The 14,880-nt window shown below is 72.7% G+C and carries 17 protein-coding genes; 7 read left to right on the forward strand and 10 right to left on the reverse strand.

The window, feature by feature from the left end:
• Positions 1 to 35 precede the first annotated feature (35 nt).
• The 3 genes from QSK39_RS28945 to QSK39_RS28955 all read right to left on the reverse strand — a co-directional run bounded on the left by QSK39_RS28945 (position 36) and on the right by QSK39_RS28955 (position 2,758).
• On the reverse strand, positions 36 to 308 hold the full coding sequence (locus QSK39_RS28945; RefSeq protein WP_285481946.1) for a hypothetical protein: 273 nt from the start codon (positions 306 to 308) through the stop codon (positions 36 to 38).
• Positions 309 to 562: 254 nt separating this feature from the next.
• Positions 563 to 1,897, reverse strand: coding sequence for an MFS transporter (locus tag QSK39_RS28950; protein WP_285480994.1), 1,335 nt, complete (start codon positions 1,895 to 1,897; stop codon positions 563 to 565).
• Positions 1,898 to 1,972: 75 nt separating this feature from the next.
• Positions 1,973 to 2,758, reverse strand: coding sequence for an NAD(P)-dependent oxidoreductase (locus QSK39_RS28955; protein WP_285480995.1), 786 nt, complete (start codon positions 2,756 to 2,758; stop codon positions 1,973 to 1,975).
• A gap of 75 nt (positions 2,759 to 2,833) precedes the next feature.
• Between QSK39_RS28955 and QSK39_RS28960 the strand changes: the two genes are divergently transcribed.
• From QSK39_RS28960 to QSK39_RS28980, 5 genes are all read left to right on the forward strand, one after another.
• The gene (locus QSK39_RS28960; protein ID WP_285480996.1) at positions 2,834 to 3,511 is read left to right on the forward strand and encodes a GntR family transcriptional regulator; all 678 of its coding nucleotides are present in this window, start codon (positions 2,834 to 2,836) and stop codon (positions 3,509 to 3,511) included.
• 99 nt (positions 3,512 to 3,610) lie between these two features.
• Positions 3,611 to 3,742: a hypothetical protein gene (locus QSK39_RS28965; protein ID WP_285480997.1), complete on the forward strand. Its 132-nt coding sequence runs from the start codon at positions 3,611 to 3,613 to the stop codon at positions 3,740 to 3,742.
• A gap of 366 nt (positions 3,743 to 4,108) precedes the next feature.
• Entirely contained in the window at positions 4,109 to 4,813 is a 705-nt protein-coding gene (locus QSK39_RS28970; RefSeq protein ID WP_285480998.1) for a 4-carboxy-4-hydroxy-2-oxoadipate aldolase/oxaloacetate decarboxylase, read from the forward strand.
• The gene (locus QSK39_RS28975; RefSeq protein WP_285480999.1) at positions 4,810 to 5,856 is read left to right on the forward strand and encodes a 4-oxalomesaconate tautomerase; all 1,047 of its coding nucleotides are present in this window, start codon (positions 4,810 to 4,812) and stop codon (positions 5,854 to 5,856) included. The genes QSK39_RS28970 and QSK39_RS28975 overlap by 4 nt, the downstream gene beginning before the upstream one ends.
• Positions 5,857 to 5,865: 9 nt before the next feature.
• Positions 5,866 to 6,822, forward strand: coding sequence for a catechol 2,3-dioxygenase (locus tag QSK39_RS28980; RefSeq protein WP_285481000.1), 957 nt, complete (start codon positions 5,866 to 5,868; stop codon positions 6,820 to 6,822).
• On the opposite strand, the gene QSK39_RS28985 is transcribed toward QSK39_RS28980, so the two are convergent.
• The 4 genes from QSK39_RS28985 to QSK39_RS29000 all read right to left on the reverse strand — a co-directional run bounded on the left by QSK39_RS28985 (position 6,823) and on the right by QSK39_RS29000 (position 9,957).
• On the reverse strand, positions 6,823 to 7,866 hold the full coding sequence (locus tag QSK39_RS28985) for an MAB_1171c family putative transporter (protein ID WP_285481001.1): 1,044 nt from the start codon (positions 7,864 to 7,866) through the stop codon (positions 6,823 to 6,825).
• Between the two features lie 296 nt (positions 7,867 to 8,162).
• Positions 8,163 to 8,669 carry a hypothetical protein gene (locus QSK39_RS28990; RefSeq protein ID WP_285481002.1) on the reverse strand — a complete coding sequence of 169 codons (507 nt, stop codon included), beginning with the start codon at positions 8,667 to 8,669 and terminating at the stop codon, positions 8,163 to 8,165.
• On the reverse strand, positions 8,666 to 9,103 hold the full coding sequence (locus tag QSK39_RS28995; RefSeq protein WP_285481003.1) for a helix-turn-helix domain-containing protein: 438 nt from the start codon (positions 9,101 to 9,103) through the stop codon (positions 8,666 to 8,668). Before QSK39_RS28995 ends, QSK39_RS28990 begins: the two co-directional genes overlap by 4 nt.
• A gap of 464 nt (positions 9,104 to 9,567) precedes the next feature.
• Complete coding sequence (locus tag QSK39_RS29000; protein WP_285481004.1) at positions 9,568 to 9,957, reverse strand: helix-turn-helix transcriptional regulator; 390 nt, start codon at positions 9,955 to 9,957, stop codon at positions 9,568 to 9,570.
• Positions 9,958 to 10,013: 56 nt separating this feature from the next.
• On the opposite strand from QSK39_RS29000, the gene QSK39_RS29005 reads away from it, so the two are divergent.
• Entirely contained in the window at positions 10,014 to 10,583 is a 570-nt protein-coding gene (locus tag QSK39_RS29005; RefSeq protein ID WP_285481005.1) for a GNAT family N-acetyltransferase, read from the forward strand.
• Here QSK39_RS29005 and QSK39_RS29010 read toward each other — a convergent pair.
• Genes QSK39_RS29010 through QSK39_RS29020 form a run of 3 tightly spaced genes read right to left on the reverse strand, consistent with a single transcriptional unit; the run spans position 10,561 to position 13,917 of the window.
• Entirely contained in the window at positions 10,561 to 11,682 is a 1,122-nt protein-coding gene (locus QSK39_RS29010) for a glycosyltransferase (protein WP_285481006.1), read from the reverse strand. The genes QSK39_RS29005 and QSK39_RS29010 overlap by 23 nt on opposite strands.
• 43 nt (positions 11,683 to 11,725) lie before the next feature.
• Positions 11,726 to 13,402 (reverse strand): MOSC and FAD-binding oxidoreductase domain-containing protein, encoded by a 1,677-nt coding sequence (locus QSK39_RS29015; protein WP_285481007.1) that lies wholly within the window; start codon positions 13,400 to 13,402, stop codon positions 11,726 to 11,728.
• Positions 13,403 to 13,416: 14 nt separating this feature from the next.
• The gene (locus tag QSK39_RS29020) at positions 13,417 to 13,917 is read right to left on the reverse strand and encodes a CGNR zinc finger domain-containing protein (RefSeq protein ID WP_285481008.1); all 501 of its coding nucleotides are present in this window, start codon (positions 13,915 to 13,917) and stop codon (positions 13,417 to 13,419) included.
• Positions 13,918 to 14,010: 93 nt separating this feature from the next.
• On the opposite strand from QSK39_RS29020, the gene QSK39_RS29025 reads away from it, so the two are divergent.
• Positions 14,011 to 14,880 carry a DUF427 domain-containing protein gene (locus tag QSK39_RS29025; protein ID WP_285481009.1) on the forward strand — a complete coding sequence of 290 codons (870 nt, stop codon included), beginning with the start codon at positions 14,011 to 14,013 and terminating at the stop codon, positions 14,878 to 14,880.

A 14,880-nucleotide genomic window follows, 5' to 3' on the forward strand; every position in this document is an offset into this window, starting at 1 on the left:
GGGTCGTGCCGTGCGAGCGGAGTCGGCCCGTCGGGTCACCGCCGCCGTGCTTGCGGGGTGCTTCGCCATTGGCGGTGCTGGCTCGGGGGCTCCACCGGGTGCCCGGCTCGAGCGGAGCCGCCCGGGGTGTCGTCCGGCGGTGGACGGCCCTCCGCCGGCGCGAGGCCGAGGACCGCGAGCAGCAGCGCGCAGTCGTCGGCGTCGCGCGAGCCGGAGGCGACCACGCGAACGGCCTGGTGGCGCTGCTGCCTCGTCAGGGCGAAGGGATCCGTCGTGTCCTCGGGCGGCCACGACCGCGCGCCGCTCATCGGACCGGGGCTGGGCGCGCGCCCGTGCGGGGCTTGGTGTGGGCTGTCATTCCGGCCCTCCGGTCGGCGTCGACCACAGGTGTGGTGCCGCCGGGGACCGGGGCGGAGTCGCCGGGGCCTGCTGGCTCCCGGACCCCCGAATGTAGTCCTCCCCGCCGGGGGCCGGGGACGGCAAACGGGTTGGAGTGTTCAGCGCGGCCCCGCCGCAGTCGTTGCCGGACGCGGCTTTCGACCGGCCCCGTGCCGACCGGACGTCAAGCGTTCTGCGGACCCGGGACCGGCGTCCGATCGGCGGAAGCCATGGCGCTGTTCGTCTTCTGCCGCACCAGGAAGACCATCACCGCGCCCAGGACGCCCGCGATCGCGAACACCACGAAACCCAGCGACGACAGCCCGCCCGCGACGAGGATGCCGCCCAGCCACGGCCCGAACACCGCGCCCGTCCGGCCGACGCCGGACACCCAGCCGAGCGCCGTGGCCCGGCTGTCGGCGGGGTAGTACGCGCCGACCGCCGCGTAGATGAGCGTCTGCGCGCTGAACAGCCAGGCGCCCGTGAGGAACACGACCACGTACGTCACCACCAGCGGCATGTGCACCGCCAGCAACCCGACGCCGCACGCGGTCAGCGCGAACCAGATGATCGCGACCGGCCGGGCCCCGAACCGGTCCGCGAGCCGCCCGGCGACGAGCATGCCCGCGATCCCGCCCAGGTTGATCACCAGCAGGAAGCTGATCGCGGAGCCGAGGTTGTAGCCGCTGCCGCGCATCATCGTCGGCAGCCAGGTGTTCACGCCGTACACCAGCAGCAGCCCGGCGAACGACGCGATCCAGAACAGCAGCGTCGTCATCCGCACCGACGGCGTGAACAAGCCGCGCAGCCCACCGCGCCGGTCGTCGGCCGGCTCCGGCGCGAACGTGTCGAGCGAAACCGCGAACTTGCCCGCGATCGCCCGTGCGCGGTCGGTCTTTCCCTTGGCCAGGAAGAACGTCAGCGACTCCGGCAGCAGGAGGACGACCGCCGGCAGCACCACCACGAGCAGCAGCGCGCCGATCCAGTACACCGAGCGCCACCCCAGCGACTGGACGAGCGTCATCCCCAGCGCGCCGGCCAGCGCCCCGCCGGCCTGGTGGGCCGTCATCACGGTGGTGACGGCGAGGTTCTTCCGCCACGCCGGCGCGTACTCCATGACCATCGCGATCGCCGACGGCAGCAGCCCGCCGAGCCCGATCCCGGCGACGAACCGCGCCGCGCCGAAGAACTCGACCGTCGGCGCGGCGGCGCAGGCGGCCGCGGCCAGGGAGAACACCGTGACCCCGGTGATGATGATCTTCCGGCGGCCGGTGCGGTCGGTGAGGATGCCGGCCCCGAGCGCGCCGAGCATCATCCCGAACGTCGTCAGGCTGCCGATGGTCCCGCCGGTGACTGGGGTCAGGCCGAAGCTCTTGTCGGCCAGCACGCCCGGCAGCGTCGCCCCGTAGACGAACAGGTCCAGCCCGTCCAGCAGGACGAGGACCCAGCACAACGCGGTCACCCGGATGGAGAGCCGGACCGTCGCGGCGGCCGTACCGCCGAGTTCTCGTGTGGACATGCTCGTCCCTTTCGTCCCGGGGTGGCGAAGGAGTCCGAAGCTACATCCGATGAGATATTGAACACAAGACTTGCGTCAAGATTGTTGACAATCCCGTGTATCAGCTAGGTGCGCAAGGTGGTCACGGGCGGCGGACGCGACGTCGGCGCGCACGCCCAGCTCGCCGAGCATCTCGGCGGCCGCCGCCATCTCGGACGTCCGGCGGACGGCGTGCTTGAACGAGCCGTCGACGAGCCGGTCGACCGTGGCGGCGTTCGCCGAGGTGAGCTCGTCGACGATGATCGTGCGCAGCCAGTCTTCGCAGCCCGCGGCGCGCGCGGCCGTCAGGGCTTCGACCACGGCGGCCGACATGCCCTTGAAGAACACGCTGCGCAGGAGCTTGCGCTCGGCGGCGAGCCCGGCGTCGCCGGCCATGACCTCGACCGCGGCGCCGAACGAGTTCAGCTTGGTGGCGACGGTGTCGGCGGCGACGCCGGTGGCGAGCATCGGGACGCGCAGGCCGCGGCCCGGCACCGGTGCCATGATCGCGATGTCGGCGAACGGCACGCCGTGCCCGGCGGCGATGTCCGCCAGCTTGCGCTTGGTGCCGGGGGAGGCGGTGTTCAGGTCGGCCCAGGCGGCGCCGGTCTTCACGCCGGCCAGGCCGGCTTCGAGCGCGCCGACGGCCGCGGCGGAGCTGTTCACGCTGAGCACCAGATCGGCGCCTTCGGCGGCTTCGGCCTCGGAGCCGGTCGCGACGACACCTTCGGCGGCGGTGACGGCCGGGTCGTAGCCGCGCACGACGGCCCCGGCGGCGACCAGGTCGCGAGCGAGTGCGCTGCCCGCTTCGCCGAGTCCGAGTACCGCGATGGTTCCGGTCATAGCAGAATCCTCTCTACAAGCTACGATCGAGTACACGATGTTCTCGACAAAATTGTCAACAAACGGAGCCGGGGTATGACGGAGAGTGCTGCGGACGGGCAGCCGGGGGAGCGTTCCGTGGTGGCGGCCATCCGCGACGCGATCGTCCGGGGCGAGTTCGTCCCCAATCAGAGGCTGGTGGAGGCGGACCTCTCCAGCCAGTTCGCGGCGAGCCGGGCGACGGTGCGCGCGGCGCTGATCGAGCTGACCAACGAGGGGCTCGTCGAGCGCGTGCAGAACCGGGGCGCCCGGGTGCGCGCGGTGTCGCTGGAAGAGGCCGTCGAGATTTCCGAAGTCCGCATGATGCTGGAGTCGCTGTGCGCGGCGAAGGCGGCGGAGCGCATTTCCGACGCGGAGATCGGCGAGCTGAAGGAGCTCGGCGAGCTGATGCACCAGGCGGTGGCCGGCGGCGACGTGGTCGGGTATTCGGGCCTCAACCAGCGGCTGCACCGCCGGGTCCGCGAGATCAGCGGCCAGCGCACGGCGGCGCAGGTGCTGGAGAGGCTGCGCGGCCAGAGCGTGCGCCACCAGTTCCGGTTGGCGATGCGCCCGGGCCGGCCCCAGGTGTCACTGCCGGAGCACTTGGCGATCATCGACGCGATTTGCGCGCACCACCCGGAGAGGGCGGCCGAGGCGGCGCGGGCGCATTTGGGGAGCGTGATCGAGGCCCTCAAGGCGGCTGATGCCGCGGAGGTCGCGCCGCTCCACCGCTGATCTCCGGCTGGGTTCGAAGGCCCAGGTGGGGGTGGGTGGCCGCGCTCGAAGGCCGTGGCGGGGATGGGTAGGCCGCGCCCGAAGCCCGCAGTGGGGTGGGTGGCCGCGCCCGAAGGCTGCGGCGGCTGGGTGGCCGCGCCCGAAGGCTGCGGCGGCTGGGTGGCCGCGCTCGAAGGCCGCAGTGGAGTGGGTGGCTGCGCCCGAACGCTGCGGCTGGGTGGCCGCGCCTGAAGACCACGGTGGATGGGTGGGCGGCGCTGGACGCCACGTTGGGTAGGTGGGCCGCGCCGAGCGGCACGTTGGGTGGGCCGCGCTCGACGCCCCGTCGGATTGTGGAGTGCGCTGAGCGGCGCGTTGGGTGAGCGGGCGCACCGAGCGGCGCGTTGGGGAGCGGGGCGCGCTTGAACGCCGCTTGAGTTGTGGGGTGCGCCGAACGCCGCCAGGGTGCGCGGCCCACCCAAAGCTGCATCGGATCGTGAGCATCCCTTGCCACAGAGATGCGCTCAGGTTCGCTGCCACTTTCCGCGCCCAGACCAGCGCCGACTTGCTCACCAAAATTGTTGACAATTTCGTCAACCGAACCGTACCGTAACCCGTATGAAGCCCGTCATCGTCACCGATCCGCCGCGTGCCGACCTTGGCCAGGTTGCTCGCCTGGCCGACTACGGCGTTGCCACCGTTCATGAGGCTCTTGGGCGCTCCGGGCTGCTCGGTCCGGACCTGCGCCCGATCCAAGACGGCGCGCGCATGGGTGGCACCGCCGTCACCGTGCTCTGCTGGCCCGGGGACAACCTCATGATCCACGCCGCCGTCGAGCAATGCCGCGAAGGCGACGTCCTCGTCGTCACCACCACCTCGCCGTGCCGCGACGGGCTCTTCGGCGAACTGTTCGCCACCGCCCTGCAGTACCGCAAGGTCAACGGCCTCGTCATCAACACCGGCGTCCGCGACGTCAGTGACCTGCGCGCCCTCGGGTTCCCCGTGTGGTCGGCCGCCGTCAGCGCGCAGGGGACCGTCAAGGCGACCGCCGGTGCCGTCAACGTGCCCGTCGTCATCGGTGGTCAGGTGATCCGCCCCGGCGACGCCATCCTCGCCGATGACGACGGCGTCATGCGGGTCCGCCGCGAAGATGTCCAAACAGGACTCGATGCCTCCCAGGCCCGTCTCGAAAAGGAAGCCGCCGCAAGGGAAGCGTTCGCCCAGGGGCAGCTCGGCCTCGACCGCTACGGCCTGCGCGAGAAGCTCGAAGCCCTCGGCGTCCGCTACCTGACCGCCGAGGAGTACGAGAAGGAGCAGGCATGACCGGCGTGCGCTGCATGCTCCTGCGCGGGGGCACCTCCAAAGGCGCCTACTTCCTCGCCGACGACCTCCCCGCCGACCCCGGGACCCGCGACGACCTGCTGATGCGGATCATGGGCACCCCCGACCCGCGCCAGATCGACGGCGTCGGCGGTGCCCAGCCCGTCACCAGCAAGGTCGCCGTCGTCTCGAAGGCGACCGATCCCGGGCACGACATCGACTACCTGTTCCTGCAGCTCGGCGTCGAAGAGCCCACCGTCTCCGACCGCCAGACCTGCGGCAACCTCCTGGCCGGCGTCGGCCAGTTCGCCGTCGAGCGGGGACTCGTGCCCGCCGGCGAAGACCGCACCACTGTGCGGATACGGCTGGTCAACACCGGCACCGTCGCCGTCTCGACGTTCGCCACCCCCGGCGGTGAAGTCGACTACAGCGGCGACACGGCCATCTCCGGCGTGCCCGGCACCGCCGCCCCCGTCGAGCTCGACTTCACCGAGACCGAAGGGTCCGTCTGCGGCAGCCTGCTGCCCACCGGGAACGTCCGCGACGACGTCGGCGGCATCGAAGTGTCCTGTGTGGACAACGGGATGCCGGTCGTCGTCGCGCGCGCCGGAGACCTCGGCATCACCGGCTACGAAGACGCGACCGAACTCGGCGCGAACACCGCGCTGGCCGAACGGATCGACGCCCTGCGCGTCGAAGCCGGGAAGCTGATGGGCCTCGGCGACGTCCGCGGCAGCTCGATCCCCAAGACCACGCTCGTCGCCGCGCCCCGCGACGGCGGCGCGATCTGCACCCGGACCTTCATCCCGGTCAAGCCGCACCCGTCGATCGGCGTGCTCGGCGGCGTCAGCGTCGTCACGGCGCTGCTGCTCGACGGCGCCGTCGGCCACGAGCTGCTCGAAAGCGGCGGCGGACCCGTTCAGATCGAGCACCCGAGCGGCAAGCTCGCGGTGGCGATCGAATTCGACGGGTCCCGCGTCCGCCGGTCGACGGTGATCCGCACCGCGCGGAAGCTGTTCGACGGCACCGTCTTCCCCCGCCCCTGAGGAGCCTCGATGCCCCAGCCCTCGCCCCGTCACGAGATCGCGCACCTCGGTCACGTCGAGCTGTTCACCCCGGAGCCGGAGAAGAGCCTGGACTTCTTCGTCCGCGTGCTCGGCCTGACCGAGAACGGCACCGACGGCGCCTCCGTCTACCTGCGCACCTGGGACGACTACGAGCACCACAGCCTGAAACTCACCGCGGCGAAGACGTCCGGGGTCGGGCGGACCGCGGTGCGCGCGTCCAGCGAAGAGGCCCTCAAGCGGCGCGTGGTCGCCCTCGAGGAACGCGGGCTCGGCATCGGCTGGGTCGACGGCGACACCGGGATCGGCCCCACGTACCTGTTCCGCGACCCGGACGGTCACGAGCTCGAGGTCTACTGGGAAACCGAGCGCTACCGGCCGCCCGAGCACCTGCGGCCGGCGCTGAAGAACCAGGCGCAGGCCTACCCGGGGCGCGGGGTCGGCGTCCGGCGCCTCGACCACGTCAACTACCTGGCCCGCGAGGCCGAGGTCAACGGCCGGTTCATCTGCGACGCGCTGGGCGGCCGGGTCACCGAGCAGATCCGGCTCGACAGCGGCGTGATTTCGGGGCAGTGGACGCACTTCGCGCAGAAGTCCTACGACATCGTCTACACGAACGACTGGACGAAGGCGAACGGGCGCCTGCACCACATCGCGTTCGCGACCGACACCCGCGAGGACATCCTGCGGGCGGCCGACATCGCGCTCGACAACGACGTCCACATCGAGACCGGGCCGCACAAGCACGCGATCCAGCAGACGTTCTTCCTCTACGTCTACGAGCCCGGCGGCAACCGCGTCGAGCTGTGCAACCCGACCGGGCGGCTGATCTTCGCGCCGGACTGGGAGCCCGTCACCTGGACCGAGGCCGAGCGGGCCAAGGGGCAGGCGTGGGGGCTGAAGACGATCGAGTCGTTCCACACGCACGGCACCCCGCCGGTGGAATGATCAGGAGACGTCGGCCGGTGTTTTCGTTCTGAGCGCGCGGAAGGCGTCGGCGACGCGGCAGAGGTACTCGGTGTCACTGCTGAGGTCCTGTCCACCTTGGACGGTCGTCTCGGGGGAAAGCGGTGGCAGGCCGTCCTCGCGAGCACGCAGGGCGGCCAGGATCTCGGCGGCCTCCTGCTGTTCGCCGGCGCCGGACCCGCTGCGGTACGGGCGGATCACGAGCAGGCCGTCGCGGATCTCGATGACCCGCCGGTAGAGCTGCAGGCGCGTCGGGAACAGGGTGGTGCGCGGGGGTTCCAGCGCGATGGCGGGCTCGGCGCGGTAGAGGGCGAGCCAGAGCGGGCCGAGCCGGCGGAACTGGCGGTGGCGGCGCAGCCAGCCGGCCGCCGCGGGCACGCCGACGCCGACGAGCACGAGCAGGTGCGCGGTCGTGGGGAGTGCTTTGCTGAGCAGGAATCCCCGGCCGTAGTCGAAGTCGAAGGGGAGGCGCGAGGTCATCGCGACGAGGGTCCGGACCACCATGTACCCGGCCGCGGCGACGACCCCGGCGACGACCAGGCCGAGCCCGGCCCGCAGGATCCGGTCCGGAGCCCGGCGCGCGTCCTGCAGGCAGAGCCAGGCGATGACCGCGAGCTCGGGCAGCAGCGCGACGGCGTAGGCGATGCAGTACTCCATGACGAACGGCGACTGCGGCATGACGTTGGGCGCCAGTCCGAAGGTGACGACCATCGCGGTGCCGCCGGCGAGGGCCCAGCCGGTGTGACGGCGGGCGGCGGCCGGAAGTCCGTGCAGGCGCAGGAGAACCTGGGCGCCGGCCCAGACCGCGCCGACCATGGCGAGGTGGGCGACGAGCAGTTCGATGCTGGGCACGCCGAGGGCACGGGTGAGGTCGCGGACGGCGGGGATCAGCGCGGTTTGCGAGACGGCGAGGCCCAGCACGCAGAACCGCACGAGCCGCCGGCCGGGCGCGGGCCCGGGACGGAGGAAGACGAGGAGGATCCAGGCGAGCACTGCGGGGCCGTAGCGGCGGATCACGTCACCCACGGTCGCCGCCGTTCGCCGGCGGGGCGGGGGACGGGCGGCTGCTCGCCTCGCCGGCTGTCGGGGTGACGCGGGGGAGGAGGTCGCGTGCCCTTGGCGGTGCGGCCGGGGTGGTGTGGGGCGTGAGCGCACGCGGGCTCGCCGGGGCGGTCGGGGTCGCGCGGGGGAGGAGGTCGCGTGCGCTGGGCGGTGTGGCCGGGGTGGTGTGCGGCACGAGTGCGCCTGCGCTCGCCGGGGCGGTGTGGGCCACGAGCGCGCTCGCGCTCGTCGGAGCGGCCGGGCGTATCGCGCTCTTCACGTCACCCACGGTCGCTGCCGTCCTCCAGGGCTGAGCGGAGCTTGTCCGCTACCGAGTCGCCGCGGTGGGACAGGCCCGTGTGCTGGCCCAGCATTGTCGCGAAGAACTCCGCCTCTCGCTCCTCCACGCTCGAATACCCCGCGCGCCCCAGCACGCGCCGGACCATTGCCGGGTCCAGGCTCGGCAGCAGGAGGCGCATCTGCTCGGCCGGGGTGAGCGTGGCCGGGTAGTGGTCGCACAGCATGTGGCCGATCTCGTGCAGCACGATGTGGTCCTGGTGCGGTGCGCTCGTGTTGCTCTCGTACGCGATCAGGTCGGTCGTGTCCGTCGCGATCCACAGCCCGCACACCTCGGACAGCCCCGGCAGCGGCAGCAGCCGGATCGGCCGGCCGCGCCGCTTGCCCAGTGCCGCGCACAACGCCGGCACGTCGAAGGAGGCCGGCAGCTCCAGGTCCCGCAGCACCGCGGCGAAGCGGTGACGCAGCTGCCGCCGTCCGCGTGAGCTCATCGTTCGGCGTCGCTCGCCGGTTCGGGCAGGCCCTCGAGCTCGCGGACGCGGTCGACCATGTCGCTGATCGCTTCGAGGCTCTTCGCCGACAGCCCGCGCGCACGAAGTGCGATCTGCCGGACCGGGGCGTCGCGGAACGCGCTGAGCAGCGTCAGCTCGGCGTCGATGCGCTCGGCTTCCGCGTCGTCGAAGAAGTACGCCGGGGGCACGCCGAAGAACCCCGCGAGCGCTTCGAGGTGCCGCTTGGTCGGGTTGTCGCGCAGGCCTTTGCGCAGCTGCCACAGGTAGGTCGCGGAAATGGTCGGCCCGCCCTGGGTGCGGATCGATTCGGCGACCTCGTCGAAGGTGTACTCGTCGCCGTCGGCGGGCCGCACGACGCCGAACAGGTGGTTCAGCTTCGCCGCCAGTGTCCCCGCGGCGATCTCCTCCGGCATGTCCGGAGTCTACCGCGCCGCCAGCTGCGGTGAAGCGGGTTCGCGGTCACCGGTCCACCTCAGTTGACCGCGCCGGTCACGTCAGTTTACGATCGCGACCGGGTTCACCAACTGATGTGAATGGGCGAGGGGGCGGTTCACATTCCGAGGAAGACGGTCCGAACCAGGACGATTCCGGGACGGCTGGCCGTGGTGGGCGCGGCCGGACTGCTCTACGCCCACTGCATCGGAGGCGCCGGCTGCCTTGCGGGGCAGCGAACCTGAAGGGAAGACACCGCCGTCGCGCTCGTCGCGGCCACGACCTGCGAGACGACGTCGATCGTCCAGCTGACCCGGGTGACGGTCTACACGACCGTGCTCGCCGGATCCGGTCCGCCGGTGCCGGTGCCGGTGACGCGCATCGTCCCCGTCCGGCACCCGGGGCCCGCGGACGCCCGCTGCGGTGACCGGAGTCGACAAATCGGCTAACGGAAGGCCGTCAGGAGTTTGCCGAGCGCGCTGCACGCCGTGGCGGAGGTGTACGGGCCGAGGGCCACGAGGGACGCCACGAGCGCGGCGACCTCGCCCGGGCTGAAGGTCACCGGCGGCACGACGGACGGCATCGTCAGCCGGTAGCCGCCGCCGGCGCCGCGCTTGACCTCGACCGGGACGCCCGCCGCGCGCAGGCGCGTGACGTCGCGTTCGACGGTCCGCACCGTCGTCCCGGTGCGTTCGGCCAGGACGCGGCCCGTGACGAACCGGGGCGCCCGCGCGCGCATCTCCTCGATCAGGGCGTGCTGGCGCTCGACCAGGGGCACGGCCTGGTGCAGCTGGGTCATCCCCGGGTAGCGGCCGGAGCCGACGAGCCGATCCACGCGCGTTCCCCCCAACCGACATCGCTTTGTCGGGAATCCGATTCTACGGTGATCCCATGTTCCTGATCCGTCCTGCCGCGCACTTCGACGACGTCGCCGCGGTCCTCAACCCCAGCGGGAACGAGCGCGCCTGCTGGTGCCTCGCCTACCGCGTCACGTCGGCCGAGTACAGCGCGCTGCGCGGCGAGGACCGGGCCGAGCGGGTCCGGGGCCTCTGCGCGGACCAGCCCGCGCCGGGCGTGCTCGCCTACGACGGGGACACGCCGGCCGGGTGGTGCGGTGTCTCGCCGCGGTCGAGCATGGAACGGCTGAAGCGATCACGGACGATGCCGCCGCTCGACGACCTGCCGGTGTGGAGTGTGGTGTGCTTCGTGGTGCGCGCGCCGTACCGCCGGCAAGGGGTGCTCGCGGAGTTGCTGGCCGGTGCGGTCGACTACGCGCGTTCGTGCGGCGCCCCGGCGGTGGAGGGCTACCCGGTCGACACGGAGGGCGCGCGCATCAGCTCGAGCGCGGCCCACGTGGGCACGACGACGCTGTTCGAAGCGGCGGGCTTCGAGCGCATCCGGCCGACGGAGGCCCGCGCCGACCGCCGGGTCCGCTGGCTCATGCGGCTGGATCTCCGCTGAGCAGGTCGGTGACCGGCGGCAGCGCTGCGATCCGGCGCTGGAACCCGCGTGCGGCCGACCGGAAGGACGGCTCGGCGAGCACCCGCGAAACCGCCGCGCTCAAGGTCCCGGCGGTCAGCCCGGCCGGGCCGACCCGGAGCCCGACGCCGAGTTCCTCCAGGCGGGCCGCGTTCGCGGGCTGGTCGGCGAACAACGGCACCGCCACCATCGGCACCCCGGCCGCCAGCGCCTCCCGCACCCCGCTGAACCCCGCGTGCGTGACGAACACGGCGCAAGATTCCAGCAGTGCGCGCTGCGGCACGAACCCCGCCAGTTCCACAGTGGACGGTCGTGGCCCGGTCCACGACGTCACCGCCTCGTCGCTGCCCAGCGCGACCACCGCGGGAACGTCGAGGGCGCCCAGCGCCTCGACGGTGATCGACAGCAGCCGGGAGTCCGCTGCCGGCAGGGTCCGCAGGTTCGACCCGAACGCGGCGAGCACGCGCGGTCCGCCGGGCACCGGGACCACCGGCGCACCGGGCACGCGGTAGTACCGGTGTCCCGGCGTGCGCAGCTCGCGGGGGTACCACGCCTCGGGCAGCAGGCCCGCCGTCGTGCCGGGCGTGCCTCCCGGCGGCAGGCCGAGGGCCGCGCGCAGCACGTCGAGCCGCGTGCCCAGGTCCGGCACCAGCCGCCCGATCAGGGGTGCGATGTCCACGACCGTCGACGGCACGCCGAGCACCTCCGCCGCCAGGAGACCGCCGTACTCGTTGGTCTCCCGGACGATCAGGTCCGGCCGCCAGGCCGCGCCGACGATGTTCGAGGCGGCCGCGGCCGTCATCGCGTCGTCGAACAGCGGCAGCGCCAGTGGCCCGGTGACCTCCGGCCGCCACCGCCGCAGCTTCTCCAGCGCGGCCGGTGACCGCCGCCCGGCCTCTTCGGGGGAGAGGACGTCCGGGAGCACGACGACCGGCACGCCCTCCCGCTCGATCTCGCCGGCGGCCGCCCCGCCGGTCGCGATCGCGACCTCGTGCCCGGCGGCCCGGGCCGCCCGCGCCACCGGCACCAGCACCGGCAGCAGGTGGGACCGGATCGGCAACCCCGTCAGCAAGATCCGCACCACCGCAGCCTATCCGCGGCGAAGCCGGCCGAAGGGGCAGACTTCAGAGGTCCAGGACGACGTCCTCCCGCGGCCGGGCGCAGCAGACCAGCGCCTCGCCGTCGGCCGGGGGTTCCAGGGGGTCGGGGTCGTACTCCACCCGGCCCGTGAGCACCGGGGTCACGCACGTGTGGCACACCCCGGTCCGGCACGACCAGCGCGTCGGCACGTCGCACGCCTCCGCGAACTCCAGGAGGCTCGGGTACTCCTGGCTCCACGGCACCGTGAGCCCGCTGCGCGCGAACGTCACCGCCGGGCCGGTTCCCGCCGCGCCCGCCGGGGCGTGCGGGGTCTTCCGGACGGCTCCGGTCAGGCCCGGGTTGATCGCGGACACCCCGCCGAACAGTTCACTGTGGACGCGAGCAGCGTCGAAACCCAGTGACACCAGGGCCTCCCGCATCGCCGTCATGAACGCGTCCGGGCCGCAGAGGTACGCGGTGGCGTCGGCCGGCAGGTCCCAAGTGGACAAGGTTTCGCGCGTCAGCCGGCCGCTCTCGGCCGTGTAGTGGACGTGTTCGCGACCGTGGGGCAGGCTCGCCAGCAGCCGGTGCGCCTCGGCCGCGAACGCCTGCTCGGCCGCGGTGCGGGTGGTGTGCAGCCACCAGACCTCCCGCGTGGTCCGGCGCGCCGCGAGCGCGTGCAGCATCGCCAGCACCGGGGTCACGCCGATGCCCGCGGACACCAGCACCACGGGCCGGTCGTCGTCGGCCAGGACGAAGTCGCCGCGGGGTGCCGCCACGTCCACCAGCGCGCCCGCCGTCAGCTTCGCCTGGAGGTAGCTGCTGACCACGCCGTCGCGCTTGACGCTGATGCGGTACTCCCGGTCCGACGGTGCCGCCGACAGCGAGTAGCTGCGGACCGGCGCGGGGTCCCCGGCGCCGGGGACGCGCAGGGTGAGGTACTGGCCGGGCTCGGGCCGGGGGAGCGGCGCGCCGTCGTCGGCGGCCAGGTGGATCGACGACACCGCCGGGCTCTCGGGCACCACCCGGACGACGCGCAACGGCCGGAAGCCGCGCCACCCCGCCGGTGCGGGAGCGGGCTCCGCGGCGAGCAGATCGCGGAAGGACCCCTGCCAGCCCGGGCTGAGCGCGGGGATGTCGACGGCCTTGCGGAGCGCGGCGGTTTCGCGGCCCGGCAGGTAGAGGAGCGCGTCGATGTCCGCGACGCTCATCGCGTGGCGGCCGGTGCGGGTGCGGACGATCTCGTCGCCGGCCTCGACGCGGCCTTCGGTGATGACCCGCAGGTAGAAGCCGGGCCGGTGGTGCGCGACCAGCAGCGACGGCATCCGCGGCTCGCCCAGGCGCATCCCGACGCGGAAGCACGTGACGCGCGGCTGGGTGACCTCGAACTCGGCCTCGCCGATCCGGTACCGGTCGCCGATGTGCACCTCGTCGTCGGGGAGGCCGTCGACGGTGAAGTTCTCGCCGAACTGGCCGTCTTCGAGGTCGTCGCGCCCGAGGAACCGCCGCCAGTGCTCGTAGGACTGGCGCTGGTAGACGAGCACCGCGCGGTTCTCGCCGCCGTGGCCGCCCAGGTCGCCCTGGCCGTCGCCGTCGACGTTGAGCCGGCGGACCAGCCGCCCGCCCTCGACGGGGTACTTGAAGATTCCCGTGTGGACGGTCCGCCCCTGCCAGGGCACGTCCTTCGGCATCCCGACGTTCAGTGACACCAAGCGGGCCATCGTGCTCGTCTCCTTCAGTCCGCCGCGGTGCGGGAGCGCTGGTAGTGCCGCCGGGCCTTCATGCGGTTGCCGCACACGGCCATCGAACACCAGCGGGCGCTGTTGGGCTTGCTGTGGTCGATCAGGAACAGCCGGCACTCCGGGTTGGCGCACGGGCGCAGCCGGCCGGGGCTCGACTTGGCGAGCGCGTCCCACGCGAGCACCGCCCGCGCGGCGGCGGACCGCCCGGCCGGGACGTCGAGGACCCACTCGACGCCGTCGTCGCCGAAGGACGCCCGGTAGGTCACGTCGTCGAGGAACCGCGCGGCCGCGGCGGGCTCGGCCTGGCCGCGGACGATCCCCTGCAGCACGGACCGCGCTTCGAGCACCGCGCGGTGCTCGTCGCCGGTGGCCGGCTGCCCGTGGTCGGCCAGCCACTCGCGGGCCGCCTGGGCGTCGGCGAGGTCGTCACCAGGGACGCCGTCGCGCACCGGTGTGGTGTTCAGCAGGTCCAGGAGCAGCATCTCGTCGGTCATCGACCTAACCTCCAAACTCACGCTTGACAGGTTACAGTACCGGTGCTTCCATGTCTAACCATCAAAAAAGTTTAAAAAGGTTAGGAGGAAGTCATGGGACTGGCCTGGCAGCAGGGACCACTGGCGACGCGCGCGGTGGGGCACTTCCTGGTCGAGCAGCCGCTGCCCGAGCGGCTGCTGTTCGCCGAGCCGCTGCGGCGGCGGATGCGCGTGCGGTTCGGCGGGGAGTGGGTGGCCGACAGCGAGGACGTCGTCCTGCTGCACGAGCCCGGCCGCTACCCGGTGGCGTACTTCCCGCTCGCCGACGTCCGCGAAGACGTGCTCGTCGCCGAGAACCGGACGACGACGCACCGCGAGCTGGGGCCGACCGACTGGTACGGGGTCCAGGCCGGGGACGAAAAGGCCCCGCGCGCGGCCTGGCGCTACACCGGCCTCCCGGGCCACGCGGACGTCCTGCGCGACCGCGTCGCCTTCGCCTGGCGGGCGATGGACGCGTTCTACGAGGAGGACGAGCGGATCGTCGGCCACGCGGCCGACCCGTACCACCGCATCGACATCCGGCAGACCTCGCGCCACCTCGTCGTGCGCGACGGCGACCGCGTCGTCGCCGAGACCCGGCGCCCGGTCGTGCTCTACGAATCCGGCTTCGCGCCGCGCTGGTACGTGCCGCGCGAGGACATCGACCTGAGCGCGCTGACGCCGGTCGAGGGCGAGACCTTCTGCCCGTACAAGGGATTGGCCGGCTACTTCGACATCGGGGCGGGCAAGCGCGCCGCGTGGTCGTACGCGGAGGCGTGGCCCGAGGTCGAGCGGGTGTCCGGGTTCGTGTCGTTCGAGCCGGACGTCGTCGACGTGACGCTCGACGGCCGCAAGCTCGCCCTCGAACCGGGCCAGACCGTCACCCCGCACGGCATCGACCGCGGCCTGGACCCCGACGAACTCCTTGCCCCGAAGGGAAACTGA

Origin of the sequence: Amycolatopsis sp. NBRC 101858 (assembly GCF_030269325.1) — a bacterium.
GTDB lineage: Bacteria > Actinomycetota > Actinomycetes > Mycobacteriales > Pseudonocardiaceae > Amycolatopsis > Amycolatopsis ponsaeliensis.

Excerpts from the sequence above, each read along its gene's own strand:
- QSK39_RS29025 (WP_285481009.1), top strand. The coding sequence starts at position 14,011 with ATGGGACTGGCCTGGCAGCAGGGACCACTGGCGACGCGCGCGGTGGGG.
- QSK39_RS28955 (WP_285480995.1), bottom strand. The coding sequence starts at position 2,758 with ATGACCGGAACCATCGCGGTACTCGGACTCGGCGAAGCGGGCAGCGCA.
- QSK39_RS29020 (WP_285481008.1), bottom strand. The coding sequence starts at position 13,917 with ATGACCGACGAGATGCTGCTCCTGGACCTGCTGAACACCACACCGGTG.
- QSK39_RS28995 (WP_285481003.1), bottom strand. The coding sequence starts at position 9,103 with ATGCCGGAGGAGATCGCCGCGGGGACACTGGCGGCGAAGCTGAACCAC.
- QSK39_RS28980 (WP_285481000.1), top strand. The coding sequence starts at position 5,866 with ATGCCCCAGCCCTCGCCCCGTCACGAGATCGCGCACCTCGGTCACGTC.
- QSK39_RS28990 (WP_285481002.1), bottom strand. The coding sequence starts at position 8,669 with ATGAGCTCACGCGGACGGCGGCAGCTGCGTCACCGCTTCGCCGCGGTG.
- QSK39_RS28945 (WP_285481946.1), bottom strand. The coding sequence starts at position 308 with ATGAGCGGCGCGCGGTCGTGGCCGCCCGAGGACACGACGGATCCCTTC.
- QSK39_RS28975 (WP_285480999.1), top strand. The coding sequence starts at position 4,810 with ATGACCGGCGTGCGCTGCATGCTCCTGCGCGGGGGCACCTCCAAAGGC.
- QSK39_RS28960 (WP_285480996.1), top strand. The coding sequence starts at position 2,834 with ATGACGGAGAGTGCTGCGGACGGGCAGCCGGGGGAGCGTTCCGTGGTG.
- QSK39_RS28950 (WP_285480994.1), bottom strand. The coding sequence starts at position 1,897 with ATGTCCACACGAGAACTCGGCGGTACGGCCGCCGCGACGGTCCGGCTC.
- QSK39_RS28970 (WP_285480998.1), top strand. The coding sequence starts at position 4,109 with ATGAAGCCCGTCATCGTCACCGATCCGCCGCGTGCCGACCTTGGCCAG.
- QSK39_RS29015 (WP_285481007.1), bottom strand. The coding sequence starts at position 13,402 with ATGGCCCGCTTGGTGTCACTGAACGTCGGGATGCCGAAGGACGTGCCC.
- QSK39_RS29005 (WP_285481005.1), top strand. The coding sequence starts at position 10,014 with ATGTTCCTGATCCGTCCTGCCGCGCACTTCGACGACGTCGCCGCGGTC.